The following is a 26,273-nucleotide window of genomic DNA, read 5'->3' as shown; positions in this document are numbered from 1 at the left end:
TGTTTCAGCTGCCTCTGGCTGTCCGCTGCGCAAGAGCGCTGCGCCGAGCGACTGGCGTACCGGGTAATGCCAGTAAGGTGGTTCCATATACGGCAGCCCATCCTGCACGGCGATGGCCTTGCGGTAGGCGCCGATCGCCCGCGGCAAGTCGCCGCGTGCATCGGCGATCCGTGCCTGGGCCACCGAACGGGCGGTCTGGACGATCTCGCGGCCGGGGATATTCCAGTCGTTCAGCGCCTTGAAGTCGCCGTTCTTCTCGATCCTGGCGAGCGCCGCGACTTCGCGCGCGGCCGCATCGAAAGCGCCCTTGCGCGCATGGCCGACGGCGCGGGCGTAATGCCACATCGCCTGCACGAGGACGAAATCGGGGCCGGGATCGGGCAGGGCGAGCAGGGTGTCGGCGTCGCTGAACTGGACGTGGGCGAAGTAGGGCGCCGCCTTGACCGGCTGCAGCGCGCCGATGGCCTTGAGCAAGTCGGGTGATCACCTTGTCGAGCTTGCCCGCGACGTCGAGCGCCGTGGGGCCGTCGCCGCTCATGAGGGCCGATACCATGACGAAGTGGATATTGTGCGGGTAATAGGCGCCGCGGTAGACGGGATCGCTGGCTGCGCCGGCGAAGTAGCGCTCGTCGATGGCGACCGCCTGGACATTCGAGCGTAGCGCTTCGCGGTACATGCCCAGCCGGTAGTAGATGTGCGAGGGCATGTGCACGATGTGGCCGGCGCCCGGAATCTGCTGCGCCAGCACGCGCGCCGCGGGCAGCGCTTTTTCGGGCCGGGTCGAGGCTTCCATCGCGTGAATATAGTAGTGGGCGGCGCCGGCATGGCTTGGGTTGCGCGCCAATACGCTCTCCAGCGCGGCGACCAACTCGGCAGTGCGATGCTTGGCCCTGGCGCCGCCGGCCGCCCAGTAGTCCCAGGGCGCCAGGTCCATCAGCGATTCGGCGAACAGCACCTGGATGGTGTCGTGGGTAGGGAAGTCGCGCGCGGCCTCGGCCATGGCGTCGGCGTAGGCCTTGTCGAGCGCGGGCCGCCCGACGCCGGGATGGGCACTGTAGCGGCGCGCCACGGCACGGATCACGGCCTGCTCTTCGGGCCGGGTGCGCGGCGCCAGGCGGCTCGCCTCGGCCGCGGCGGCCAGCGCCGGTGCGACGGCCTCGGGGAACATGGGCGCATTGATGTTGGGGCCCAGCACCAGCGCCTCGCCCCAGTAACACATGGCGCAATCGGGGTCGGCGTCCTGCGCGGCGCGGAAGGCGCGCGCCGCCTCGGCATGGTTGAAGGAAAAAGCGAGGCGGATGCCCTGGTCGAAATACGTCTGGGCGCGCTTGCTGGAGGTGGTGATCGGCACGTGCAGCTTGCCCAGGTCGTCGTACAGGGGCGGCGGGGCGGCCTTGCCCGGCTTGACGCCGGGATTGACCGCAGGCCGGCCGCCCGGCCTGGCCGGCGCCACCTGGCCCGGCGTGAACGGACGGGTTTCGGTCTGGGCCAGCACCAGATGGGCCAGCAGGGGAGGCATGCCCGCGCGTGCCGGTGTGCAAGTGCTGCCGGCAGGGCTGGCGAACAGTGGATCGAAACCGCTATTGGCCGTGCCGCGGCCCGACCAGAGCGACGGCATGGCGGCGAGCGCGACCGCACCGATAACGGCGACGGCGAGAAAGACGAATGCGGTGATGGCGGCGATGCCACACGGAACAAGACGCGGTTTCATGGGTCCTCCGGGAGGCGACGCAGCGTGCGGGCCTGCTTTAGTATTGGAGTCGAATCGGCCTGGCGATTTCCCGCATCGGGATTGAGAAACCACAAAGTGTGGCGCCGAACCAGGAGCGGCACGCCTAGTCATACCCAGAACATGCCTGCTCGAGGAGTGTCGATCATGACCCAGCCAGTCCAACCCACGCCGTCGTCCCAGACGGGCGCCAGCGCGCCCAGCCCCGATCTCGCCGCCATCAAGCAGCGCCAGCAGGCCACCTGGGCCAGCGGCGACTTTGCCGTCGTCGGCGTCACCCTGCAAATCGTCGGCGAGCTGCTGGCCGAGTCCGCCGATGTGCGCGCCGGCGAGCGCGCCATCGACATCGCCGCCGGCAACGGCAACGCCACGCTGGCCGCGGCGCGCCGCTTCGCCCGTGTCACCTCCACCGACTACGTCCCCGCGCTGCTCGAAAAAGGCCGGGCGCGCGCCGCCGCCGAAGGCCTGGCGATCGACTTTCGCGAAGCCGATGCCGAGGCGCTGCCGTTTCCGGACGCCAGTTTTGACGTCGCCCTGTCCACTTTCGGGGTCATGTTCGCGCCCGACCAGGCGCGCGCCGCGGCCGAGATGCGGCGCGTGGTGCGGCCCGGCGGCCGCATCGCCATGGCGAACTGGACGCCCGAAGGCTTCATCGGCCAGCTGTTCAAGGCGGTCGGCAAGCACATCCCGCCGCCGCCCGGGCTGGCGTCGCCGCTACTGTGGGGAAATGAAGATCATGTGCGCCAGCTGTTCGGCACCGATGCGCTGCAGGCGCGCATCACGCGCAAGATGTTCAATTTCCGCTACGCCTCGCCCACGCACTGGGTGCACGTGTTCCGCGATTACTACGGACCGTTGAACCGGGCCTTCGCCGCCCTTGCGCCGACGGCGGCCGACGCGCTCGAACAAGACCTGCTGGCCCTGATCGACGGCTTCAACACGGCCGGCCCCGATTCAATGGTGGCGCCGGCCGAATACCTCGAGATCGTGCTGACCCGCGAGGCGGCTGGCGCGCTGCACTAAGAGCCTGTCCCGGCAGGTCAGCGTCGCGCCTGGCAGGCCGGTACGGTGTTGCTCGTCGTCGCAGGGCGTGCATGCGGCAGCTGGCGCAGATTGCGCGCAGGTTGCGCGCCAGCGCAGTTACACCTTGCGCACGAATTCCGTCTTCAGGCTCATGGCGCCGAAGCCGTCGATCTTGCAGTCGATGTCGTGATCGGCATCGACCAGGCGGATATTCTTGACCTTCGTGCCTTGCTTGATCACGCCGCCCGAACCCTTCGGTTTCAGGTCCTTGATCACCGTGACGGTGTCGCCATCCTGGAGGATATTGCCCGACGCATCTTTGTAGACGCGTACGCTGTCGCTGGCGGCAGCGGCGGCCTGGACCGGCCACTCATGGGCGCATTCCGGACACACATACTGGCCGGAACCGTCTTCATAGGTGTAGGCCGATTGGCATTGGGGGCAGGATGGAAGAGTGTGCATGAGGGCCTTGGAATGCAAAAACGCCACCCGGAGGTGGCGTTTTCTGAATCTTGGTGGCCCGGGGCGGAATCGAACCACCGACACAAGGATTTTCAATCCTCTGCTCTACCAACTGAGCTACCAGGCCAAGAGAGGCATGATTATAGCCAGCGATTTTCGGATGCGCAAGTACCCGTTGGCGTTTTGTCTGCGCACACCCGCATTTCACCCCGGCGCGGCCGCCAGGACCCGCCGACCGGGGCGGCGTACCGGATTGGCATATCGCTATAATGTGCAGCATGACCACGCCCACGACCTCCACCACCCGGACCGATGTTTGCATCGTCGGCAATGGCGCCATCGCCAAGACCACCGCTCTCGGCTTTGCCCAGGCCGGGCATAGCGTGACCCTGCTGGCGCCGCCCGCGCGTCCGGCGGCAGAGGCGCCGATGACTGCGGCCGCGGAACGGCCATGGGACGTGCGGGTCTACGCGCTCAACCACACGGCCCACGACCTGCTGGCCTCGCTCAAGGTCTGGGGCGCCCTCGACCTGGCGCGCGTCGCGGCGGTCGATGCGATGGAGGTGAATGGCGATGGCGAGAACGGCGGCAACCTCGGTTTCGACGCCTTCGGTGCCCGGGTCGGCACGCTGGCCTGGATCGTCGAAGACCATAACCTGAACCAGGCGCTCGATGCCGCGCTCAAGTTCGCCCACAATGTGCAGCGGGTCGAAGGCCGGGCCTGCGAGCTCACCTGCAGCGACGAGGGCGCCGCGGTACGCCTGGAAGACGGCCGCCGCATCGAATGCGCGCTGCTGGTCGGGGCCGACGGCCGCGAATCCTGGGTGCGCGGGCAGTGCGACATCGGTGTCGACTACCGGATGTACCACCAGCGCGCCATCGTCACCAACTTCGCCTGCGACAAGCCCCACCATGGCGTGGCCCACCAGTGGTTCACCTGCTCGGACGGCATCATCGCCCTGCTGCCGCTGCCGGGCAAGCGCGTGTCACTGGTATGGTCGGCGCCCGAGACCCTGGCCGACACCCTGATGGACGAGTCGCTCGGCGAGCTGGCGATCCGGCTCGGCGAGTACGCCGACGACAAGCTGGGCGCCCTGCGTCCGCTGCAGCCCGAGGCGGTGGCGGCGGTGCCGCTGGCGCTGGTCAGGCCGCATGCGATCGTGGCGCCGCGCGTGGCGCTGGTGGGCGACGCCGCCCATGCCGTGCATCCGCTGGCCGGCCATGGCATGAACCTGGGCTTCGGCGACGTGGTCGACCTGCTGGCCACGGTGCGCGAACGCGAGGAAAGGCGCGCCATCGGCGACGAGCGCGTGCTGGCGCGCTATGCCCGCAAGCGCAAGGAAGACGTGGTCATGATGCAGCTGGCGACCGATGGCCTGGAGCGCCTGTTCGGGGCGAATCTGGAGCCTGTACGCGTGATGCGCAATATTGGACTCAACTTGCTTGATAAAATGCCTGCTCTGAAGCGGCGCCTGATGGCGCATGCGATGGGCAAGTCATCAATCTGAGGAATCAAGCATGGTCAAAATGAAGCTCGCCGTCTTGCTGGCGACAGCGCTGCTCGCGTCGTGCGTCGACGCGCAGAACACGGTCGAAGCAACCATCAAGAAGGCGCTCGAACCGCACCTGGGCGGCGCCAAGATCGAGTCGGTCAGCCAGACCCCGTACGGCGGCCTGTATGAAGTGCGGGTCGCGGGCGACATCCTCTATACCGACAAGAAGGGCGAGTTCCTGGTGATCGGCCAGGTGTATGACGTCAAGAGTTCGCGCAACCTGACGCGCGAGCGCCTCGACGACATCAACAAGATCAAGTTCAGCGACTTGCCGCTCGAAATGGCGCTCAAGCAGGTCAAGGGCAACGGCAAGCGCGTGATCGCGGTGTTCGAGGACCCGAACTGCGGCTACTGCAAGCGCCTGCGCCAGACGACGCTCAAGGACATCGACAACGTCACCATCTATACCTTCCTGTACAACATCCTGTCCGAGGATTCGTTCACGAAGTCGAAGAACATCTGGTGCGCGCCGAACCGCAACAAGGCCTGGGACGACTGGATGATCAGCGGTAAAGTGCCGCCGGCGGCGCCCGCCGCCTGCGAGTCGCCGAACGACAAGGTGCTGGCCCTGGGCCAGAAGCTGCGCATTACCGGCACACCGGCGATCTTCTTCAGCGACGGCACCCGCATCCCGGGCGCGATCGACCTGAAGTCGCTCGAGGCCAAGTTCGATTCGCTCGAAGGCAAGCCGGCGAAGTAAACCATTGCCACGTTCGATCGGGGACCTGCATGCTCACATTGGCCATCAACGGAAGAAACCTGCAGGTCGATGCCGATCCCGCCACGCCGGTGCTGTGGGCGCTGCGCGACAACCTGAACCTGACCGGTACCAAGTTCGGCTGCGGCGCCGCCCTGTGCGGCGCCTGCACCGTGCACCTGGACGGCATGCCGATCCGCTCCTGCATCACCCCGATCTCGGCGGTCGTGGGCCAACAGATCACCACCATCGAGGCGATGGCGGCCGACCGGGTCGGCAAGGCCGTCCAGGATGCCTGGGTCCGCCACGACGTGCCGCAGTGCGGCTATTGCCAGAGCGGCCAGGTGATGAGCGCAGTCGCCCTGCTGCGCACCAACCCACGTCCGGGCGACGCCGACATCGACAACGCCATGAGCGGCAACCTGTGCCGCTGCGGTACCTACCAGCGGATCCGCGCGGCCATCAAGGATGCCGGCGCGGCCCTGGAGGCGTGAATCGATGATCTTGACCGGCATTCTCCTGGCCGCGGGGCGTGGCCGCCGCTTCGACCCGGCCGGCATCCACAACAAGCTGTTGCAGCGCCTGCCCGGCGGCGAGCTGGTGGTCGCCGCCAGCGCGAGCAAGCTGCTGGCCGTGTTCGCGCGCGTGGTGGCGGTGGTGCCGCCGGATGATAATGGAGTGGGGGAGGTGCTGCGCCAACTCGGCTGCGAGGTGACCGTTTGTGCCGACGCCGACAGCGGCATGGGTCTCTCGCTGGCCCACGCGATTCGCTACTCCCTGCGCGGCCAGGCGCCCGGCCAGGGCTGGCTGGTGGCGTTGGGCGACATGCCCTTCGTCGATCGGTCCACCCTGCAGGTGCTGACTGGTGCGATCGGGGACGGCGCCGCCATCGCCGCGCCGCGGTTCGCGGGCCGGCGCGGCAATCCGGTCGCCTTCGCTGCAGCGCACCGCGACGACCTGCTGACGCTGGACGGCGACCAGGGCGCGCGGCGACTGCTGGCCGCAAGTCCGGTCACCACGATCGACGTAATCGACCCCGGCGTCCTGCGCGACATCGATTCCCCGTCCGACCTGCCGGCCTGAGGCCACCTGCCTCCCATGCATGGCGCGGTTTTGCTTCGCCCGATGGATTACACTATGTTCATTCGGCGCGTCCCGAGAGACCATTCAAGAAGATCATGAAAAAGCCATCCCAGAAAAAGCACATCGCCATCCACTACACCATCGTCCCCAAGGACCTGGGCGGTCACCTGTTCAATGTTACCGTCACGGTCGCCGATCCCGACCCCGAAGGCCAGGTGTTCGCGCTGCCGGCGTGGATCCCGGGCAGCTACATGATCCGCGAGTTCGCGCGCAATATCGTGCGCATCCGCGCCGACAGTGGCGGCGATGCGGTCGCGCTGACCAAGCTCGATAAGCACTCCTGGCGCGCCGCGCCGAGCGGCGGCCCGCTGACCCTGCACTATGAAATCTACGCCTGGGACCTGTCGGTGCGCGCCGCCCACCTCGACCAGACCCACGGCTTCTTCAACGGCACCAGCGTGTTCCTGCGCGTGGTGGGGCAAGAGTCGCTTGCTCACCAGGTCGACATCCAGCGTCCGCTTGACCCGTCCGCCAAGACCTGGCGCGTGGCCACCGCGATGCCGGAAGCAGGCGCCAAGCGCTACGGCTTCGGCGTCTACGCTTGCGCCAACTACGACGAATTGATCGACCATCCGGTCGAGATGGGCGACTTCGAGCTGGCCACCTTCAACGCCCACGGCATACCGCACGATATCGTGATCACGGGCCGCGTGCCCAACCTCGACATGGCGCGCCTGCAGGCCGACCTGAAGGCGATCTGCGAAACCCAGATCGCGTTCTTCGAGCCGAAAACCAGGCGCGCGCCGCTCGATCGCTACGTGTTCATGACCATGGCCGTGGGCGACGGCTACGGCGGCCTCGAACACCGCGCCTCGACCGCCCTGATCTGCGCGCGCGCCGACCTGCCGAGCCTTGCCACGCCAAAGGCGGCCGAGCCGGGCGAGGGCTATCTGCGCTTCCTGGGCCTGTGCAGCCACGAGTATTTCCATACCTGGAACGTCAAGCGCATCAAGCCGGCCGCATTCGCCCCCTACGACCTGCAGGCCGAGAACTACACGCCGCTTCTGTGGCTGTTCGAAGGCTTCACCAGCTACTACGACGACCTGATGCTGGTGCGCGCCGGGATTATCGGCGAAGCCACCTATCTCAAGCTGCAGGCCAAGACCATCGGCGGCGTGCTGCGCGGCAGCGGGCGCCTCAAGCAAAGCGTGGCCGATTCGAGCTTCGACGCCTGGAGCAAGTATTACCGCCAGGACGAGAACTCGCCGAACGCGATCATCAGCTACTACACCAAGGGTTCGCTGATCGCGCTGGCCTTCGACCTGACCATCCGCGCCAAGACCAGTGGCGCGCGGTCGCTCGACGACATCATGCTGGCGCTGTGGGAGCGCTATGGACGCGACTTCTACCACGGCGCGGGCCGCGGCGTGACCGAGCAAGAGGTCGAAGCGCTGTTCGACGAAGTCAGCGGCCTCAAACTCAAGACCATGTTCGAGCGCTACGTGCGCGGTACCGCCGACCTCCCGCTGGCCAAGCTGTATGCGCCGCTGGGCGTGAAGCTGGTCGACGAGCGCAAGGGCGGCAAGGCCTCGCTGGACGCCGGCATCGGCCGCGATCCGCTCGGCGCCAAGCTGACCCAGGTGCACGAGGGCGGCGCCGCCCACCAGGCCGGCCTGTCGGCGCTGGACATCGTGATCGCGATCGACGGCCTGCGCGTGAACGGCAACCCGCCGAATGTCGATGCCCTGCTGGCGCGCTACCGCGTCGGCGACCGCGTCACGGTGCATGCCTTCCGCCGCGACGAGCTGATGGCCTTCGACGTCACGCTGCAGGGCGACCGCGTGCCGGGCATTGCCCTGACGCAGGCGGTGGCCGGCCGCAAGCCGGCGGCGATCAAGCGGCCGAGCGCGGTGTAATCCCAAGAATTCCACAACGATAAAGAACCCATGACCCTTACCCGACTTGCCGCGGCGGCCGCAGTATTCACCTCCCTGGCGCTGGCCGCCGTCCCTGCCCTTGCCCAGCAAGCGGCTCCGCTCAAGAACGATGTCGTCGCCAAGGTCGACGCCATGTACCCGTGGCTCGACACCATTTATAAGGACCTGCACGCCCATCCGGAGATCGCGTTCCAGGAAGTGCGCACCGCCGCCAAACTGGCGGCCGAGATGCGCAAGCTCGGCTTCACCGTCACCGAGAAGGTCGGCAAGACCGGCATCGTCGCGGTGCTCAAGAACGGCGCCGGTCCGACGGTCCTGGTGCGCACCGACATGGACGGCCTGCCGATGGAAGAAAAGACCGGCCTGCCGTATGCCAGTCGTGCCAAGGCGCTCAGCGACGGGCGCGAGACGTTCGTCACCCACAGCTGCGGCCACGACGTCCACATGGCCAGCTGGCTCGGCGCCGCGCGTACGCTGGTGGAACTGAAATCGCAGTGGAAGGGCACCCTGGTCTTCATCGGCCAGCCGGCCGAGGAAATCGTCTCCGGCGCCAAGGCGATGCTGGACGACGGCCTGTTCAAGCGCTTCCCGAAGCCCGATTACGCCTTCGCCCTGCATTCCTGGCCGCTGGCCCATGGCACGGTGGGCTTCAACGACGGTCCGGTGTCGTCCAACTCGGACTGGCTCGAGATCACTTTCAAGGGCCGCGGCGGCCACGGCTCGGCGCCGGATAAAACCATCGACCCGGTGGCGATCGCGGCGCGCTTCATTGTCGACGTCCAGACCGTCGTCAGCCGGGAGAAGGATCCGAAGGAATTCGGCGTGGTGACGGTCGGCTCGATCCAGGGCGGCACGGTCGGCAACATCATCCCGGACAGCGTGCAGGTGCGCGGCACCATCCGTTCGTACAGCCCGACCGTGCGCGCCAAGCTGCTCGAAGGCGTGCGCCGCGTGGCAGAAGGTGCGGCGGCGATGGCCGGAGCGCCCAAGCCCGACATGCTGATCGGCGGCGGCGGCCAGGCCATCGTCAACAGCACCGAACTGGTGAACAAGACCGAGGTGGTGTTCAAGGAGGCCTTCGGCGCCGACAAGGCCCAGCGCATGCCCGCCATGACCGCCAGCGAGGACTTCTCGCTATATGCGAACGAGGGCGTGCCGTCGATGTTCTTCTTCACCGGCGTGTATGACGCCAAGGTGGTGGCGGAAGCGGAGCGCGAGGGCGGCAAGCCGATCGCCTTCAACCACTCGCCGTTCTATGCGCCGGTGCCGGAACCGTCGATCAAGACCGGCGCCCAGGCGATGACGCTGGCCGTGCTCAACGTGCTCGGTAAATAAACAGGCAAGCCATATAAACAGGCAAGCCATATGAAAACGGCCGGTCGCTTGCGCGCCGGCCGTTCTTGTCTTGTGCTGTCGTTCAGGACTCGAGGCAGTCGGCGCAGCGGCCGTACAGGGTCAGCTCGTGGCTTTCGACGCTGAAGCCCTTCGGCGCCATGTGCTCGATGTCGCCCGGGCAGGCGTGCACGTCGAATACGCGCTGGCAGACGGTGCACTGAAAATGGTGGTGATGATGTTCGGCGGCGCTGGTCGATTCATAGCGCGCGCCTTCGCCCGGCAGGGTGACGACCTTGAGCGCGCCGTCGTCCACCAGTGACTTCAGGTTGCGGTAGACGGTCGCCATGCCCAGCTGGCTGACCTGGCGGCTGGCTTCATCCAGGATCTCTTGTGGCGACAGCGGACGCTGCGCATGCTCGATCGCATGCAGGATGGCGGATTTTTGACGTGTATTACGTTGCATAGGGCGAAGGATACCTCAAAGCGCGAGCGGGGGCCAAAAAGCAGTTGAATGCTTAATGATAATGGCTTATCATTTCGATGCTAATGATAACGAATTATCGTTATCGGCCTTTTGTCTAGTTTGCCGCTCAATCCAATCGAGGAACCACATGTCCGACTTTTCCTGCAAGCGTACTCCGCTGACCCTGGCGCTGATGCTGGCCTTCGGCGCGCCCCTGGCCGTCCATGCCCAGACGACAAGCCGGTCGGCATCGGACCCTGACAGCGTGCCGACCGTGGTCGTGTCCGCGAGCGCCCTGGGCGTGCTGGACGATGACATGGTCACGCCGGTGACCTCGCTCGGCGGCAGTGAGCTGGTGCGTGCGCGCGAATCGACCCTGGGCGAAACCCTGGCCCACCAGCCCGGCATCACGTCGAGCCACTTCGGCGCCGGCGCCAGCCGCCCGGTGATCCGCGGCATGGACGGTCCGCGCGTAAAGATTCTGTCCGATGGCGCCGAGATCCAGGATGCCTCGACCATCAGCCCCGACCACGCTGTCGCGTTCGAGCCTGTGCTGGCCGAGCGCATCGAAGTGCTGCGCGGCCCGTCGGCCCTGGCCTATGGCGGCGGCGCGGTGGGTGGCGTGGTGAACATCCTTGACCGCAAGATCCCGACCGTGATGCCCGAGAACGGCCTGGAAGGCAGTGCCGAAGTGCGCGCCAATTCGGCCGCCCGCGAAAAAACCGGCGCTTTCGAATTCACCACGGCGGCCGGCAGCAACCTGGCCCTGCACCTGGAAGGCGTCAAGCGCGACGCCGATGACTATCGCGTCGGCAAGGACTGGAGCGAAGGCCGCCGCGTGGACGGCAGCTACAAGGAAACCGAGACCGGCACCGTTGGCCTGTCGTGGATCGGCAAGAACGGCTACCTGGGCGCCGCCTTCACCAAGGAGCGCACCGAATACGGCATCCCGGGCCACAACCATGAGTTCGAAGGCTGCCACCCGCATGGCGACCACCTGCATTGCGGCGGCCATGGCCATGAAGAAGAGAGTCATGATCATGGCGAAGAAGAGCACGATCACGAGCATGAACACGAACATGGCGTGCCGATCGTGAAGCTCGACAGCGAGCGCTGGGACATCCGCGGCGAATACCGCAACCCGGTGGCCGGCATCGAGCGCGTGCGCATGCGCGCATCCATCACCGAATACGTCCACGACGAACTGGAAGAGGGCGTCGTCTCGACCTCGTTCCGCAACAAGGGCCATGACGCCCGCCTGGAAGCGGTGCATGCGCCGCTGGCCGGCTGGCGCGGCGTGTTCGGCCTGCAGACCACGCGCCGTGACTTCTCGGCGATCGGCGAAGAGGCCTATGTGCCGCCGACCCTCACCAGGAAGCACGCCGCCTTCCTGACCGAGGAATACAGGCTCGATAACTGGCGTTTCGAGGCCGGCCTGCGCCATGAATGGCAGGACATCGAGGTCGACGCACCAGGCCTGCGCGACACCGACGCACGCGGCACCTCGGCGTCGGTCGGCGCCGTCTGGAAGCTGGCGCCGCAATACTCGCTGCGCGCTTCGCTGTCGCGCAGCCACCGCCTGCCGACGGCCGAAGAACTGTACGCCGACGGCATTCACCTGGCCACCGCCACCTATGAAGTCGGCAACCAGGACCTGGAAAAGGAAACCTCGAACAACGTCGACCTGACCCTGCGCAAGTTCGAAGGCGACACCACGTTCTCGCTCAGTGCCTTCCACAACCGCGTCGACAACTACATCTATGCCCGCACGCTGGACAACCACGAAGGCTTCCAGCTGGTGGAATACGCCCAGCGCGACGCCACCTTCACCGGCCTGGAAGGCGAGATCCGCCAGAAGCTGACTCCGGCGATCAGCGCGACCGTGTTCGGCGATTACGTCCGTGCCCGTTTCGACGAAGGCGAGGGCAGCCGCAACCTGCCGCGCATCCCGGCATCGCGCATCGGCGTCAAGTTCGACGGCGACTGGAACCATTGGCATGGCATGGTCGAGGTCTACCGGGTCGGCAAGCAGGACAAGCTGGCCGAATACGAGACCGAGACCGCTGGCTACAATATGCTCAATATCGGCGCCCATTATTCGACGCGGATTGGCGGCGTGCCGACCCAGTTCTATGCGCGCCTGAACAACCTGACCGACGAGCTGGCCTACAGCCACACTTCGTTCATCAAGAACGCGGCACCGCTGACGGGGCGTAATTTGACGGCAGGGATTCGCGTTATCTTCTAATAACCGACGTCGAGCAGTATCGCCGGCGCAGGGCGAGTTCGTCCTGCGCCGGTTTTGTATTGCCGCGCGCCATTGCTGGATTGCGTTGAATCCTTAACGATAATGAGTTATCATTAGATTTGACTAATCATGGCATCGCTGCTCCGCGGCGAACCACGCGCGAGGATTCCCCATGACTGACTTCACTGGCAAGCGCACGCCGCTCGCATTGGCATGCCTGCTGGCGCTTGGCGCGCCCCTGGTTGCGCATGCCCAATCGACCGCCGTTTCCGCGACCGTCGTCGTCTCCGCCAGTGGCCTCGGTGTGGCAAGCGACGACATGGTCACGCCCGTGACCTCGATCGGAGGCAATGAGCTCGTGCGCACCCGCCAGTCGACCCTGGGTGAAACCTTGTCGAGCATGCCGGGCATTACCTCGAGCCACTTCGGCGCGGGCGCCAGCCGTCCGATCATCCGCGGCATGGACGGTCCGCGTGTGAAGATCCTGTCCGACGGTTCCGAGATCCAGGATGCGTCCACCATCAGCCCCGACCACGCCGTCGCCTTCGAGCCGGTCCTGGCCGAGCGCATCGAAGTGCTGCGCGGCCCGTCGGCACTGGCGTATGGCGGCGGCGCCGTGGGCGGCGTGGTAAACATCATCGACCGCAAGGTACCGACCGCGATGCCCGAAGGCGGCCTGGAAGGCAGCGCGGAAGTGCGCGCCAATTCGGCGGCGCGCGAAAAGACCGGCGCGTTCGAATTCACCACGGCCGCGGGCGGCAACGTTGCCCTGCACGTGGAAGGCGTCAAGCGCGATGCCGACGACTACCGCGTCGGCAAGGACTGGGAAGGCGGCCGCCGCGTCCCGGGCAGCTACAAGGAAACCGAGACCGGTACCGTCGGCCTGTCCTGGGTCGGCAAGAATGGCTACCTGGGCGCCGCCTTCACCAAGGAACGCGGCAAGTACGGCTTGCCGGGCCACGGCTTCGAGAACGAAGCGGGCGCGATCGAAGTGCCGGTGGTGGACCTGGACAGCGAACGCTGGGACGTACGCGGCGAATACCGCAATCCGGTGGCCGGCGTCGAGCGCGTGCGCCTGCGCGCCTCGTTCACCGACTACATCCACGACGAGGTCGAGGGCAGCGCGGTCGCCACCACCTTCAAGAACAAGGGTCACGACGGGCGCCTGGAATTCGTGCACGCGCCGTTCAAGGGCTGGCACGGCGTGTTCGGCCTGCAGACCACGCGCCGCGATTTTTCGGCCATCGGCGCCGAGGCCTATGTGCCCCCGACCCTGACGACGAAGCACGCTGCCTTCCTGACCGAGGAATACAGGCTGGGCAATGTGCGCTTCGAGGCCGCCGTGCGCCACGAGTGGCAGGATGTCGACGTCGAAGTGGACAAGCCGGACAGCCATACGCGCGGCACCTCGCTGTCGGTCGGTGCGGTGTGGAAGTTCGCGCCGGAGTACTCGCTAGGCACGTCGCTGTCGCACACGCACCGCCTGCCGACCGCCGAGGAACTGTTCGCGGACGGCCCGCACCTGGCAACCAACACCTACGAAATCGGCAACCCGAACCTGGTCAAGGAAACGTCGAACAATCTCGACCTGACCCTGCGCAAGTTCGCCGGCCGCACCACCTATTCACTCAGCGCCTTCCACAACCGCATCGGCGACTATATCTATTCGCAGACGCGCGGCGAGTTCGAGGGCCTGCAACTGATCAACTACGCCCAGCGTGATGCCACCTTTACCGGGCTGGAAGGCGAGGTCGCGCACAACCTGTCGTCGGTGTGGAAGGCGACTGTGTTCGGCGACTATGTGCGCGCGCGCTTCGATGAAGGCCCGGGCAGTCGTGATATTCCGCGCACGCCGGCGCACCGCATCGGCGCCAAGCTCGAAGGCGACTGGGGCGCCTGGAATGGCTTGGCCGAACTGGTCCGCGTGGGCAAGCAGGACCAGATCGCCGATTTCGAAACCGAAACGCCCGGCTACACGACGCTCAACCTCAGCACGCATTATTCGACCCGTATCGGCAGCTTGCCGGCGCAGTTGTACGTGCGCCTGAACAATGTTACCGACCGGCTGGCGTACAGCCATACTTCGTTCATCAAGGACTATGCGCCACTGACCGGTCGTAACCTGACAGCCGGCCTGCGGGTATTGTTCTGACCGGACCCAATCCACCGGTGCCGGCGGATGCGTTATTTGCCGCGCCGGCTTTAAGAAAGGAGCAGGGCCCATGAAATCCCTGATCAAATACGGCGATGTCGCCGGCATGACGGCGTCGATCCTGTGCCTGCTGCACTGCATGGCGATGCCGCTCATGATCCTGGCGTTTCCAATGCTGGGTCTGGCGCATGTGCACGACACTTTCCACGACACGCTGATCGCGGCAATCACTCTGCCGGTCTTGCTGGCGCTGGTGCCCGGCTACCTGAAGCACCGCGACAAGACCACCTTGCTGGTCGGCTGCACTGGCCTGGCGATCTTCCTCGCCGCCGTCTTCATCATCAGCCCGCTGTTCGGCGAAGTGGCCGAAGCGGTATTTGCCGTCATCAGTGGTTTCATGCTGCTGTATGCGCACCTGCGCAACCGCCGCCACTGCAAGCGCTGCGCCACGCGCGCCGGAAGTGACGACGCCCTGGGCGCCACGGCGTCCTGCCATAACCGTTGACCGACGCTACAGGCCTGCGCGCTGCGGCCTCGCCAGCGTCCTGATCTGGAAGCGGTAGCGCTCTGCGAACAGGAAGGTCTCGGAAAACGTCATCAGGTCGGCATGCCGCGGCCCCAGGCCATCAGGCGGAGGTAGCGGACCGCTGCGGCGCAGCGAGGCCAGCGCGACTTCGGATGCACCCTGATCGCGCGAACGCTGTACCTGGACATCGAGCAACTGGCCGGCACGGTCGACCGTGATATTCAGCACCACCACCGCCGGCAGCATGGGCGGCAATTCCCCCTCGAACACCCGCTCTGGATTGCGCAGCATGACGTGGCGCGCGACATCGGCCTTGTAGGAAGCCAGCGTGCGGGTCGGCGCAGGGGCGGGGATCGGTGTCAGCGGAACAACCGCCGCTTGGGCCACGGACGGCGGGGCCGGTGGCGATGTCGACGTGCTGCATGCGGACAGGGCCGCAAGCACGATCGATGCGAGGAAGAGACAAACGATACTGCGATGGAGAGTCTTCATGGTGGATGCAGGGCAGTCGCAGGTCGCGCCGGGATTGGCGTAACCGTTCGACCCACCCTTGCATCCGAAGTTCGCTACATGACTTCCCTACATCACGCGAACAGGCGCTGCAGCTCCTTGCCGGGATTTTCTGCACGCATGAAGGCTTCGCCGACCAGGAAGGCATGGACGTCGGCGTCCCGCATGCGCTGCACGTCGCCCGTACCTAGGATGCCCGATTCGGTCACCACCAGGCGGTTCTCCGGAATGCGTGGCAGCAGGCCGAGCGTGGTGTCGAGGGTGACGTCGAAGGTGCGCAGGTTACGGTTGTTGATGCCCAGCAGCGGGGTCTTGAGCTTGAGGGCCGCATCGAGTTCTTCGCCATCGTGCACTTCGACCAGCACGTCCATGCCGAGGTCCATCGCGCAGGCTTCGAGTTCGGCCATCAGGCCATGATCGAGCGCGGCGACGATCAGCAGGATCGCATCGGCGCCCATCGCGCGCGCTTCATAGACCTGGTAAGGGTCGACCATGAAATCCTTGCGCAGCACCGGCAGCGCACAGGCGGCGCGCGCCTGCTGCAGGTAGTCCCTCGTGCCCTGGAAGAACTGGACGTCGGTCAGCACCGACAGGCAGGCCGCGCCATGCTCGGCGTAGCTCTGCGCGATCGCGGCTGGCTGGAAGTCGGGGCGCAGCACGCCTTTCGACGGCGAAGCCTTCTTGACTTCGGCAATCACGCCGGCCTGGCCCGCGGCGATCTTCGCGCGCAGGCCCGCTTCGAAACCACGCAGGGTGGCGCGCGCTTCGCGATCGCTTTCGACCTCGCTGCGCAGGCTATACAGGTCACGATGCTTGCGCGCCGCGGCCACTTCGTCGGCCTTCACGGCCAGGATCTTGTTCAGGATGTCGGACATCGGTGCTCTCGCAGGTGGAATTAATTGACGGCGCCGAGCAGGCGCGTGACCTGGACGAACTGCTCCAGCTTGGCGATGGCCGCGCCTGAAGCGATGGCTTCGCGGGCTTTGTGCAGGCCGGCTTCGATCGAATCGGTCACGCCGGCCGCGTACAGCGCGGTGCCGGCATTCAGGGCCACGATGTCGTGGGCCGGACCCGGCTCGCCGCGCAGGGCTTCGAGCACGCGCGCCTTCGACTCTTGCGCATTGCTTACCTTGAGATTGCGGCTCGAGATCATCGACAGGCCGAAGTCCTCCGGGTGGATTTCGTATTCGCGGATCTCACCTTTGACCAGTTCGCCGACCAGGGTGCCGGCGCCGAGCGAGACTTCGTCCATATTGTCGCGGCCCCAGACCACCACCGCGTGTTCGGCGCCGAGGCGCTGCAGCACGCGCACCTGGATGCCGACCAGGTCGGGGTGGAACACGCCCATCAGGATATTCGGCGCGCCGGCCGGATTGGTGAGCGGGCCGAGGATATTGAAGATGCTGCGCACGCCCAGTTCGCGCCGCACCGGCGCCACGTGCTTCATCGCTGCGTGGTGGTTGGGCGCGAACATGAAGCCGATGCCGGTCTGGGCGATCGATTGCGCGATCTGCTCGGGTTTCAGGTCGATGTGGGCGCCGAAGGCTTCGATCACGTCGGCGCTGCCGGACGAGGACGAGACGCTGCGGCCGCCATGCTTGGCCACGCGCGCGCCGGCGGCTGCGGCCACGAACATCGAGGCGCTCGAGATATTGAAGGTGTTGGCGCCGTCGCCGCCGGTGCCGACGATGTCGAGCAGGTGGGTGGTGTCGGCCATCGGCACCTTGGTCGAGAATTCGCGCATCACCTGGGCGGCGGCGGTGATTTCGCCGATGGTTTCCTTCTTGACGCGCAGGCCCATGGTCAGGGCCGCGACCATGGTCGGCGACATCTCGCCCGCCATGATCTGGCGGAACAGGTGCAGCATCTCGTCGTGGAAGATCTCGCGGTGTTCAATACAGCGCAGCAGCGCTTCTTGTGGGGTGATCGGCATGGCGGTTCCAGTTGGTTTCAGTATTCGCTAGCGCTCGAGCCGTCGTTCCCGCGAAGGCAGGAACCTAAGTTTGCTTGCGTGCCAGGACGATGGACAGGTCGCTGACGGCGGAACCGACTTGGATTCCCGCCTTCGCGGGAACGACGTACTGGGAACGCGTGTATTCGGTGACGTGGTTGGCGTGTTTGCAGCTACTTCTTCGAACGCGCTTGCAGCGACTCCAAGGCCGCGCTCAGCGCGTCAGGAAGTTCTTGAACAGGGCGTGGCCGTGCTCGGACAGGATTGATTCGGGGTGGAACTGCACGCCCTCGATGTCGTAGTCCTTGTGGCGTACGCCCATGATCTCGCCGTCGTCGGTCCAGGCCGTCACTTCGAGGCAGGACGGCAGCGAAGCACGTTCAATGGCCAGCGAGTGGTAGCGGATCACGGTGAAGGGACTGGGCAGGTCGGTGAACACGCCTTCGCCGATGTGCGCGATGCTCGAGGTCTTGCCGTGCATGACTTGCTTGGCGCGGATCACATTGCCGCCGAATGCTTCGCCGATCGCCTGGTGGCCGAGGCACACGCCGAGGATCGGCAGCTTGCCCTTGAATTCACGCAGGATGTCGAGCGAGATGCCGGCATCCTTCGGCGCCTTCGGCCCCGGCGAGATGCAGATGCGGCTCGGCTTCATTGCCGCGATCTGTTCGAGCGTGATCTCGTCGTTGCGCACGGTGCGCACATCCTCGCCCAATTCGCCGAAGTACTGCACGATGTTGTAGGTGAACGAGTCGTAGTTGTCGATCATTAGCAGCATGTCAGAACTCCCCATCCAGGCCATCTTGCACTTGCTCGGCGGCGCGCAGCACGGCGCGCGCCTTCTTTTCGGTCTCTTGCCATTCCATTTCGGGGATCGAGTCGGCCACGATGCCGGCCGCGGCCTGCACGTACAGGTTGCCGTCCTTGATCACGCCGGTACGGATCGCGATCGCCACGTCCATCTCGCCGCCGAAGCTCAGGTAGCCGCAGGCGCCGCCGTAGATGCCGCGCTTCACGGGCTCGAGCTCGTCGATCACTTCCATCGCCCGCACCTTCGGCGCCCCGGTCAGGGTGCCGGCCGGGAAGGTGGCGCGCAGTACGTCGAGGTTCGACATGCCGTCTTTCAGCTTGCCCTCGACGTTGGAGACGATGTGCTGCACGTGCGAGTATTTTTCGATGACCATGCGGTCGGTGACTTTCACCGAGCCGGTGTCGGCGATGCGGCCGATGTCGTTGCGCGCCAGGTCGATGAGCATCACGTGCTCGGCGACTTCTTTCGGATCGTTCAGCAGCTCCTCGGCCAGCGCGGCATCGTGCTCGGGCGTGGCGCCGCGCCCGCGGGTGCCGGCGATCGGGCGCAGGGTGACCTTGCGGCCGCCTTCGGGCAAGGTTTCGTTGCGCACCAGGATCTCGGGCGAGGCGCCGACGATCTGCATGTCGCCGAAGTTGTAGTAGTACATATACGGCGACGGGTTCAGCGAACGCAGCGAGCGGTACAGCGACAACGGCGAATCGACATACGGCTTGCGGATGCGCTGCCCGATCTGTACCTGCATCAGGTCGCCGGCCATCACGTATTCGTGGGCCTTGGCCACCGCCTTGAGGTAGTCCTCTTTGCTGAAGTCGCGTACAGCTTCGGTACGCACCGAGCTCGAGGTGACCGGCGCATCGACGCTCCGGCGCAACATCATGCGCAGGTCTTTCAGGCGCTGGCGGCCGCGCGAATACGCCTCTGGCTGGCCCGGGTCGGCGTAGACGATCAGGTACAGCTTGCCCGACAGGTTGTCGATCACCGCCAGTTCTTCGGTCACCATCAGCTGGATGTCCGGAAGGCCGAGTTCGTCGCGCGGGGCGGTGTTGGCCAGCTTGCGCTCGATATGGCGCACCGTGTCGTAGCCGAAGTAGCCGGCCAGGCCACCGCAGAAGCGCGGCAGGCCTGGACGCAGGGCGACCCTGAAACGCGCCTGGAATTGCTCGATGAAGTCGAGCGGATTACCCTCGTGCGACTCGATCACTTCGCCGTGGCGCACGATCTCGGTGACGTTGCCGGTGGTGCGCAGCAGCGTGTGGGCCGGCAGACCGATGAAGGAATAGCGGCCGAAGCGCTCGCCGCCTACCACCGACTCGAGCAGGAAGGTGTTCTTGCCGGTGTGCTGCGACTGGGCCAGCTTGAGGTAGAGCGTGAGCGGGGTTTCGAGGTCGGCGAAAGCTTCCGCGATCAGTGGGATGCGGTTGTAGCCCTGGTTGGCCAGCGACTTGAATTCGAGTTCGGTCATGTTTTCTCCGTGCCGCCGAATAGGGGAGGGCGGTGGTGTGCTTCAAAAAACCTGCCGGGTGAAGTGTGCAGACACGAACGCACCCGGCAGCAATCGATACGGCTTAGTTAGCCCAGGATTGCCAGCGTCGCCAAAGCCAGGCCTCAAGGGCGCCGGTTTGGTTGACAGTGTGTTTTTTGGTGAAAAACATGTATAGATGACTTGGTGTGTGATTTAGTTTGCCGAGGAATTATGGGCGCCGATGAGACGCGCCGCATCCAGTAGCGAATCAACTATACCATCGGATTGAATTTCTTGTACAGGGCGTCCGTGGTTATAACCATATGGGACGGTCAGCACGAAGCAACCCGCGCCACGGGCGCTTTCGGCATCGTTGGACGAGTCGCCAATGGCCACCACGCGGCTCGGCGGCAGGTCGAGCGCGGCGCAGGCGCCGAGCATCGGCATCGGGTCGGGCTTCTTTCTGGCGAACGAGTCGCCGCCGAACACCTGCTCGAAATACGGCGCCAGGCCTTTCTGGGCCAGCAGGGGAAGCGTGAAAGCCACCGGCTTGTTGGTCACGCACACGAGGCGCAGGCCGAGGTTGCGCATCGCTTGCAGGCCTTCGAGCACGCCGTCGAACAAGGTGCTGCGCTCGCCATTGATGGCGAGGTAGTGGCGTTGGTAGCCGGCGATCGCGTCGTCATAGGCCGCCTCGACACGGGCGGCGTCCCAGTCCAGCAGCAGCACATCGCGCACCAGTTTCTCGGAACCCTTGCCAACCAGCGGCTTGATGGTGGCCTGGGTGATCGGGCCCAGGCCGAGGTCGGCGCGCATGCCGTTCAGGGCCGCCTCGAAATCGGGCACCGTGTCGAGCATGGTGCCGTCCAGGTCGATGATGGCGGCCCGGATGCTTGCAGCGCCGGCCCGCATTACTTGCTCACCGTCGAGAGTTCGGCGCGCATCGCGTCGATCACGGCCTTGTAGTCCGGCTTGCCGAAGATGGCCGAGCCGGCGACGAAGGTGTCGGCGCCGGCCGCTGCGGCGGCGGCAATGTTCTCGGCCTTGATGCCGCCATCGACTTCCAGCATGATGTCGCGGCCCGATGCGTCGATCATGCGGCGCGCGATCGCGATTTTCTTGAGTGCTTCAGGGATGAAGGACTGGCCGCCAAAGCCCGGGTTGACCGACATGATCAGGATCATGTCGATCTTGTCCATCACGTGTTCCAGGTAGTGCATCGGCGTGCCCGGGTTGAACACCAGGCCGGCCTTGCAGCCGTTGTCGCGGATCAGCTGCAGGGTGCGGTCGATGTGTTCCGAGGCTTCGGGATGGAAGGTGATGATGTTGGCGCCGGCCTTGGCGAAATCGGGGATGATGCGGTCCACCGGCTTGACCATCAGGTGCACGTCGATCGGCACGTCCACGTGCGGGCGGATCGCCTGGCATACCAGCGGACCGATGGTCAGGTTCGGGACGTAGTGGTTGTCCATCACGTCGAAGTGGATGATGTCGGCGCCGGCTGCGACGACATTGCGCACTTCCTCGCCCAGGCGGGCGAAATCGGCGGACAGGATGCTGGGAGCGATGCGGTAGGTGGTCATGGGGCGAAGGAGCGGGATTGAATGAAGCCGCTATTCTACGCCGGTCATGGTCCGGCTTGCAGTGTTGCGGGCCTTTGCAACCCCTTGCGGCGCCGGGATTGGGCCGTAGGCGGTATCATTGTTGTTGTTTGCGCCACGCGGCGCGCCGGCCGCCGCGCATAGCGCAGTGGCTTTGTCCACGATCATCCAAGGAAACCCGATGTCCGCCTACGATTTTACTGTCACTGTCAGAACGCAATACCTGCCGGAGCAATCCGACCCTGACCGGAGCCAGTTCGTGTTCAGCTACACCATCACGATCAAGAACACCGGCAGCATCGCGGCCCAGCTCATCTCACGCCATTGGGTGATCCTTGACGCCAACAACCAGATGCAAGAAGTACGCGGACTGGGCGTGGTCGGCCACCAGCCCCTGCTGCAGCCGGGCGAACAGTTCGAATACACCAGCGGCACCCAGCTTGGCACCGCCCAGGGCTCGATGCGCGGAGAATACTTCTGCGTGGCCGAAGACGGGCACCGCTTCGAGTCGCCGATCCCCGAATTCGTGCTGTCGCCGCCGCGTTCCCTGCACTGATCAGGGGCTCGGGTCGTCGTCCTTGCGGTCGACGTCCTTGCGCCCGGCGAACATCGTCCACCAGACGATAAATACGAGCAAGAACAGCGCCACGCCGGCTTCCACCATCAGGATCCACATTTTCGTCTCCATATCTCTTATGTATACGACACGCCGCAGTGTACCTGCCCTGTTCTTCCTCGTCTCCCTCGCCTCCTTGTTGGCCGCCTGCTCGACGCCGCCGGCGCCTACGCTGCCGCCCATCACCATGCCGCCGCCGGTGGGGCCGGTCGTGGTGCCGCCGGCGCCGCTTCCTGAGCAGCCGGCGCCGCCGCCCGCGCCGGTTCCTCCCTTGACCCCGGTAGGCTTCGAGGCGCTGCCCGGCTGGCAGCAGGACGATGTGCGCCAGGTTTGGCCGGCTTTCCAGCAGTCATGCAGCGTGCTGGCTTCGCGCGCCGCCGAATGGAAGACGCCATGCGCGGCGGCGCGCTCGGTCGACGGCCAGGATGGCGCGGCGGTGCGGCGCTTCTTCGAGACGTATTTCGTGCCCAACCAGGTGCGCGAGCCGGACGGCAGCGATACCGGCATGGTCACGGGCTACTACGAAGCGATGCTGTACGGGTCGCGCAAGCGTGGCGGCGCTTACCAGGTGCCGTTGTACCGGGTGCCGGATGATTTGATCACGGTCGACCTGGGCGCTATCTATCCGGACCTGAAGAACCGGCGCCTGCGCGGCCGCCTGTCCGGCAAGACCCTGGTGCCGTACCAGAGCCGCGCCGAGATCGACCGCGCGCCTCTGAAGGGCAAGGAGCTGCTGTGGGTGAACGATCCGGTGGAAGCTTTCTTCCTGGAGGTGCAGGGTTCGGGCCGGGTGCAGCTCGATAGCGGCGAGACGGTGCGCGTCGGTTATGCCGACCAGAACGGCCATCCCTACAAGGCGATCGGGCGCTGGTTCGTGGAGCAGGGCATCATGACGCCCGATCAGGTGTCCGCCCAGTCGATCCGCGCCTGGCTGGCGGCCAATCCGGCGCGCCGCCAGGAGGTGCTGAACGTGAACGCCAGCTATATCTTCTTCACCGAGCAGAAAGTCACCGATCCGAACGCCGGCCCGCGCGGCGCGCTCAATGTGCCGCTCACCCCTGGGCGCTCGATCGCGATCGATCGCAGCATCCTGCCGCTGGGTGCGCCGGTATGGCTGTCGACCACCATGCCCAAAGATGGCGCGCCGCTACGGCGGCTGGTGATGGGACAGGACGTCGGCGGCGCCATCCGGGGCGCGGTGCGGGCCGATTTCTTTTTCGGCTTCGGGCCTGAGGCGACCGAGAATGCGGGACTCATGAAGCAGCAGGGCGCGCTGTGGGTGCTGCTGCCCAGGACCGGGGCCCCAGGCGTGGCCCGCTAGGCTTGCGTCCGGCGGACGATCTGCCGCGTATCTTTCCTGACTCAACAACCCATCGACTTGACGCATGCGTAAAGCGCTAGAATCGCAGAGTCGTGATTAACCAAATAAGGGTGTGATATGGAATATGCTGACCTGTTGATCGAGAACCATGGCAAGGTTGCCGTGGTCCGCCTGAACCGGCCGAAGGCGATGAATGCGCTGAACGACAATATGATGAACGAGCTGGGCGACGCCCTGCGCAAGTTCGACAAGGACCCAGCGATCAATGTGATCGTATTGACGGGAAGCGAGAAGGCCTTCGCCGCCGGCGCCGACATCGCCGCCATGGCCAGCTACGATTACCAGGAAACCTACGGCAATAACTATATTGGTCGCAACTGGGAGCACATCCTCGACATCCGCAAACCCGTGATTGGCGTGGTGTCGGGCTATTGCCTGGGTGGCGGCTGCGAGCTGGCGATGATGTGCGACTTCCTGATCGCCGCCGACAGTGCCAAATTCGGCCAGCCCGAGATCAAGGTCGGCGTCACCCCTGGCGCCGGCGGTACCCAGCGCCTGCCGCGTGCGATCTCCAAGTCGAAGGCGATGGACATGCTGCTCACCACGCGCATGATCGACGCCGCCGAGGCCGAGCGCACCGGCCTGGTGTCGCGCGTGTATCCGGCGGCCGAGGTGATGGATGAAGCGATCAAGATCGCCCAGGGCGTCGCCGAGATGCCGGTGTCGGTGGCGATGCAGATCAAGGACTGCGTCAACCAGGCCTATGAGACGACCCTGAGCCAGGGCGTGGCTTACGAGCGCCGCTATTTCCACGCCGGTTTCGGCACGCCTGCCCAGAAAGAAGGCATGTCGGCCTTCCTCGAAAAGCGCAAGCCGGACTTCGAAGGACTGTAATCGATGGGCGCGCGCCGGGTATGGCTGGTGTTGCCGGGGGCGCTGCTTGCGCTGTCCCTGGCGCTGACGAGTTGCTCGTCGCTGCCGCCGCTGGAGGGCAGGGTGGCGAGCACCGCCTTTGCCGAGACCGACGATACCCGGCTTGGCAAGGCGCTCCTGCCTTTGGTGATGGCCCACCCCGGCCTCGCGGGCATCCACGCCCTCGCGGACGGGCGCGACGCCTTTGCCGCGCGCGCCGTGCTGGCCCAGGCTGCCGATCGCAGCCTGGACGTCCAATACTATATCTGGCGCGATGACACGACTGGTCGGTTGATGTTCGATGCGCTCAGGAACGCAGCCGGGCGGGGCGTGCGCGTCCGCCTGCTGCTCGACGATAACAATACTGCCGGGCTCGACGGGGCGCTGGCGGCGCTGGATGCCCATCCGATGATCGAGGTGCGGCTGTTTAATCCCAATGGCTTCCGCTCGGTGCGGGCGGTCGGCATGGCCGCCGATTTCATGCGCCTGAACCGGCGCATGCACAATAAGTCGTTCACGGCGGACAACCAGGTCACGATCATCGGCGGACGCAATGTAGGTGACGAATATTTCGGGGCGGCGGGCGAAGTCTCGTTTGCCGACCTCGATGTCATCGCGGCCGGTCCGGTAGTGCGCGCCGTGTCCGACGATTTCGACTTGTACTGGAACAGCCCATCGGCCTATCCGCTGGCGCTGCTGGTGCCGGATGCGGTCGCGGCGCCGGCCTTGAAACCCGATCCCGAGGCGCAGGCTTATATCGAGGTGATCAAGCGCTCGGCATTTCTCGAACAATTAGTCGGAGGGAGCTTGCCGCTGGAATGGGCGCGCGCCAGGTTCGTGAGCGACGATCCGGCCAAGGTCAGGGGAAAGGCGGCGCCCGAAGCCAATATCGCCTTCAAGCTGAAGGATATCCTGGGCGTGCCACGGCGCAGCCTCGATCTCGTCTCGCCGTATTTCGTTCCCGGCAAGGAGGGAACGGCTGCTTTCGTGGATCTGGCCGGCAAGGGCACGCGGACGAGGATACTGACCAATTCGCTGGAAGCGACCGACGTCGCGGCGGTGCACGCCGGCTACGCCAAGTGGCGCAAGCCGCTGCTCGCGTCCGGCGTCACCTTGTATGAATTGCGCCAGGAAGCGACCGACGAGCCGTCGCGCGAAAAGCGCGCCAGCGGCAGCGGGATCGGTAGTTCGGATGCCAGCCTGCATGCCAAGACCTTCGGCGTGGATGGAAACCGGGTGTTCGTCGGATCGTTCAACTTCGACCAACGCTCCATTCACCTCAATACCGAGATGGGAATGGTGATCGATAGCCCGGCCCTGGCCACGCGCCTGACCGAGACGCTGGACAGGACCTTGCCGACACGGGCCTATGAGGTGCGGTTGGATGAGCGGGGGAATGTGGTCTGGCACGAGCGGCGAGGCGACCAGGTCATTCGTCATGAGACGGAACCCGGCACCAGCTGGTTCAAGCGGGCCGCGGTAAAGGCGCTGTCCTGGCTGCCGATCGACTGGCTGTTGTAGGCGCCACACTTTCTTTTTCGCCCTCTTGCGGACCTGCTGGTTGGTTTGCTATAGTTCGCCTCCGCTTCGGCAGCGACCGAAAATGTTAACGTAATCAAGTGGTTACGATGGCAAGATCGGCAGAGAAATCTGAGACGAAGCGAACGAGGGGGTTGACGAGAAACGAAAAATGCTCCATACTCTCTTTCCTCTGCTGCTGACGAACACAACGATTCGAAGCAAGCTGCAGATGACGCAGTGCCGAATAAAGTTCTTTAAAAATTAACAGTCGATAAGTGTGGGCGTTTGATGAAGGTGCCAAGAACTTCGGTTCTTGATTACTTAAATTATCAAATGTTCACGAAAAAGAAATACGTT

At 65.2% G+C, this 26,273-nt stretch carries 24 protein-coding genes and 1 tRNA gene; 14 read left to right on the top strand and 11 right to left on the bottom strand.

Going from position 1 to position 26,273, the window contains the following annotated elements:
* Positions 1–4: 4 nt before the first annotated feature.
* Positions 5–1,711, bottom strand: a complete 1,707-nt coding sequence (locus tag AC56KW_RS20535) for a tetratricopeptide repeat protein (protein ID WP_497172527.1) — start codon at positions 1,709–1,711, stop codon at positions 5–7.
* 165 nt (positions 1,712–1,876) lie between these two features.
* Between AC56KW_RS20535 and AC56KW_RS20530 the strand changes: the two genes are divergently transcribed.
* Positions 1,877–2,752, top strand: a complete 876-nt coding sequence (locus AC56KW_RS20530) for a class I SAM-dependent methyltransferase (protein WP_497172526.1) — start codon at positions 1,877–1,879, stop codon at positions 2,750–2,752.
* Between the two features lie 117 nt (positions 2,753–2,869).
* Here AC56KW_RS20530 and AC56KW_RS20525 read toward each other — a convergent pair whose 3' ends face one another.
* Positions 2,870–3,214, bottom strand: coding sequence for a zinc ribbon domain-containing protein YjdM (locus AC56KW_RS20525; protein WP_497172525.1), 345 nt, complete (start codon positions 3,212–3,214; stop codon positions 2,870–2,872).
* A 51-nt stretch (positions 3,215–3,265) separates the two neighbouring features.
* Positions 3,266–3,341: transfer RNA gene (locus AC56KW_RS20520), tRNA-Phe, on the bottom strand.
* A 151-nt stretch (positions 3,342–3,492) separates the two neighbouring features.
* Between AC56KW_RS20520 and AC56KW_RS20515 the strand changes: the two genes are divergently transcribed.
* From AC56KW_RS20515 to AC56KW_RS20490, 6 genes are all read left to right on the top strand, one after another.
* Entirely contained in the window at positions 3,493–4,722 is a 1,230-nt protein-coding gene (locus tag AC56KW_RS20515) for an FAD-dependent monooxygenase (RefSeq protein ID WP_497172524.1), read from the top strand.
* Positions 4,723–4,732: 10 nt separating this feature from the next.
* Complete coding sequence (locus tag AC56KW_RS20510) at positions 4,733–5,467, top strand: DsbC family protein (protein WP_497172523.1); 735 nt, start codon at positions 4,733–4,735, stop codon at positions 5,465–5,467.
* Between the two features lie 29 nt (positions 5,468–5,496).
* The gene (locus tag AC56KW_RS20505; protein ID WP_497172522.1) at positions 5,497–5,958 is read left to right on the top strand and encodes a (2Fe-2S)-binding protein; all 462 of its coding nucleotides are present in this window, start codon (positions 5,497–5,499) and stop codon (positions 5,956–5,958) included.
* 4 nt (positions 5,959–5,962) lie between these two features.
* Positions 5,963–6,547: a nucleotidyltransferase family protein gene (locus AC56KW_RS20500; RefSeq protein ID WP_497172521.1), complete on the top strand. Its 585-nt coding sequence runs from the start codon at positions 5,963–5,965 to the stop codon at positions 6,545–6,547.
* A 95-nt stretch (positions 6,548–6,642) separates the two neighbouring features.
* Entirely contained in the window at positions 6,643–8,463 is a 1,821-nt protein-coding gene (locus AC56KW_RS20495; RefSeq protein ID WP_497172520.1) for a M61 family metallopeptidase, read from the top strand.
* Positions 8,464–8,493: 30 nt separating this feature from the next.
* Positions 8,494–9,819 (top strand): amidohydrolase, encoded by a 1,326-nt coding sequence (locus AC56KW_RS20490; RefSeq protein ID WP_497172519.1) that lies wholly within the window; start codon positions 8,494–8,496, stop codon positions 9,817–9,819.
* A gap of 82 nt (positions 9,820–9,901) precedes the next feature.
* On the opposite strand, the gene AC56KW_RS20485 is transcribed toward AC56KW_RS20490, so the two are convergent.
* A complete protein-coding gene (locus AC56KW_RS20485; RefSeq protein WP_497172518.1) occupies positions 9,902–10,282 on the bottom strand; it encodes a Fur family transcriptional regulator in 381 nt (126 codons plus the stop codon).
* A 148-nt stretch (positions 10,283–10,430) separates the two neighbouring features.
* Here AC56KW_RS20485 and AC56KW_RS20480 point away from each other — a divergent pair, with 148 nt between their 5' ends.
* The 3 genes from AC56KW_RS20480 (at position 10,431) to AC56KW_RS20470 (ending at position 15,187) form a co-directional block, all read left to right on the top strand.
* On the top strand, positions 10,431–12,530 hold the full coding sequence (locus AC56KW_RS20480) for a TonB-dependent receptor domain-containing protein (RefSeq protein ID WP_497172517.1): 2,100 nt from the start codon (positions 10,431–10,433) through the stop codon (positions 12,528–12,530).
* Between the two features lie 172 nt (positions 12,531–12,702).
* Positions 12,703–14,682: a TonB-dependent receptor gene (locus AC56KW_RS20475; protein WP_497172516.1), complete on the top strand. Its 1,980-nt coding sequence runs from the start codon at positions 12,703–12,705 to the stop codon at positions 14,680–14,682.
* A gap of 70 nt (positions 14,683–14,752) precedes the next feature.
* Positions 14,753–15,187, top strand: a complete 435-nt coding sequence (locus AC56KW_RS20470) for a MerC domain-containing protein (RefSeq protein ID WP_497172515.1) — start codon at positions 14,753–14,755, stop codon at positions 15,185–15,187.
* Between the two features lie 6 nt (positions 15,188–15,193).
* Here AC56KW_RS20470 and AC56KW_RS20465 read toward each other — a convergent pair whose 3' ends face one another.
* From AC56KW_RS20465 to rpe, 7 genes are all read right to left on the bottom strand, one after another.
* Positions 15,194–15,700, bottom strand: a complete 507-nt coding sequence (locus AC56KW_RS20465; protein ID WP_497172514.1) for an energy transducer TonB — start codon at positions 15,698–15,700, stop codon at positions 15,194–15,196.
* Positions 15,701–15,792: 92 nt separating this feature from the next.
* Positions 15,793–16,593 (bottom strand): indole-3-glycerol phosphate synthase TrpC, encoded by an 801-nt coding sequence (trpC, locus tag AC56KW_RS20460; RefSeq protein ID WP_497172513.1) that lies wholly within the window; start codon positions 16,591–16,593, stop codon positions 15,793–15,795.
* Positions 16,594–16,613: 20 nt separating this feature from the next.
* A complete protein-coding gene (gene trpD, locus AC56KW_RS20455) occupies positions 16,614–17,651 on the bottom strand; it encodes an anthranilate phosphoribosyltransferase (RefSeq protein ID WP_497172512.1) in 1,038 nt (345 codons plus the stop codon).
* 232 nt (positions 17,652–17,883) lie between these two features.
* A complete protein-coding gene (locus AC56KW_RS20450; RefSeq protein WP_497172511.1) occupies positions 17,884–18,447 on the bottom strand; it encodes an anthranilate synthase component II in 564 nt (187 codons plus the stop codon).
* A gap of 1 nt (position 18,448) precedes the next feature.
* A complete protein-coding gene (gene trpE, locus AC56KW_RS20445; RefSeq protein ID WP_497172510.1) occupies positions 18,449–19,945 on the bottom strand; it encodes an anthranilate synthase component I in 1,497 nt (498 codons plus the stop codon).
* Positions 19,946–20,158: 213 nt separating this feature from the next.
* Complete coding sequence (gene gph / locus AC56KW_RS20440; protein WP_497172509.1) at positions 20,159–20,857, bottom strand: phosphoglycolate phosphatase; 699 nt, start codon at positions 20,855–20,857, stop codon at positions 20,159–20,161.
* Positions 20,857–21,528 (bottom strand): ribulose-phosphate 3-epimerase, encoded by a 672-nt coding sequence (rpe, locus tag AC56KW_RS20435; protein WP_497172508.1) that lies wholly within the window; start codon positions 21,526–21,528, stop codon positions 20,857–20,859. Before rpe ends, gph begins: the two co-directional genes overlap by 1 nt.
* A gap of 199 nt (positions 21,529–21,727) precedes the next feature.
* On the opposite strand from rpe, the gene apaG reads away from it, so the two are divergent.
* From apaG to AC56KW_RS20415, 4 genes are all read left to right on the top strand, one after another.
* Positions 21,728–22,102: a Co2+/Mg2+ efflux facilitator ApaG/CorD gene (gene apaG, locus AC56KW_RS20430; RefSeq protein WP_497172507.1), complete on the top strand. Its 375-nt coding sequence runs from the start codon at positions 21,728–21,730 to the stop codon at positions 22,100–22,102.
* A gap of 139 nt (positions 22,103–22,241) precedes the next feature.
* A complete protein-coding gene (gene mltA, locus AC56KW_RS20425) occupies positions 22,242–23,483 on the top strand; it encodes a murein transglycosylase A (RefSeq protein WP_497172506.1) in 1,242 nt (413 codons plus the stop codon).
* A gap of 117 nt (positions 23,484–23,600) precedes the next feature.
* Positions 23,601–24,377, top strand: a complete 777-nt coding sequence (locus AC56KW_RS20420) for an enoyl-CoA hydratase (RefSeq protein ID WP_497172505.1) — start codon at positions 23,601–23,603, stop codon at positions 24,375–24,377.
* Positions 24,378–24,380: 3 nt separating this feature from the next.
* The gene (locus AC56KW_RS20415) at positions 24,381–25,916 is read left to right on the top strand and encodes a phospholipase D family protein (protein ID WP_497172504.1); all 1,536 of its coding nucleotides are present in this window, start codon (positions 24,381–24,383) and stop codon (positions 25,914–25,916) included.
* The last annotated feature ends 357 nt before the right edge of the window (positions 25,917–26,273 follow it).

The organism is Telluria sp. RT2P19, assembly GCF_059685725.1.
The sequence above is the reverse complement of the archived record's forward strand: the minus strand, read 5'-3'. Positions and strand labels throughout refer to the sequence as shown.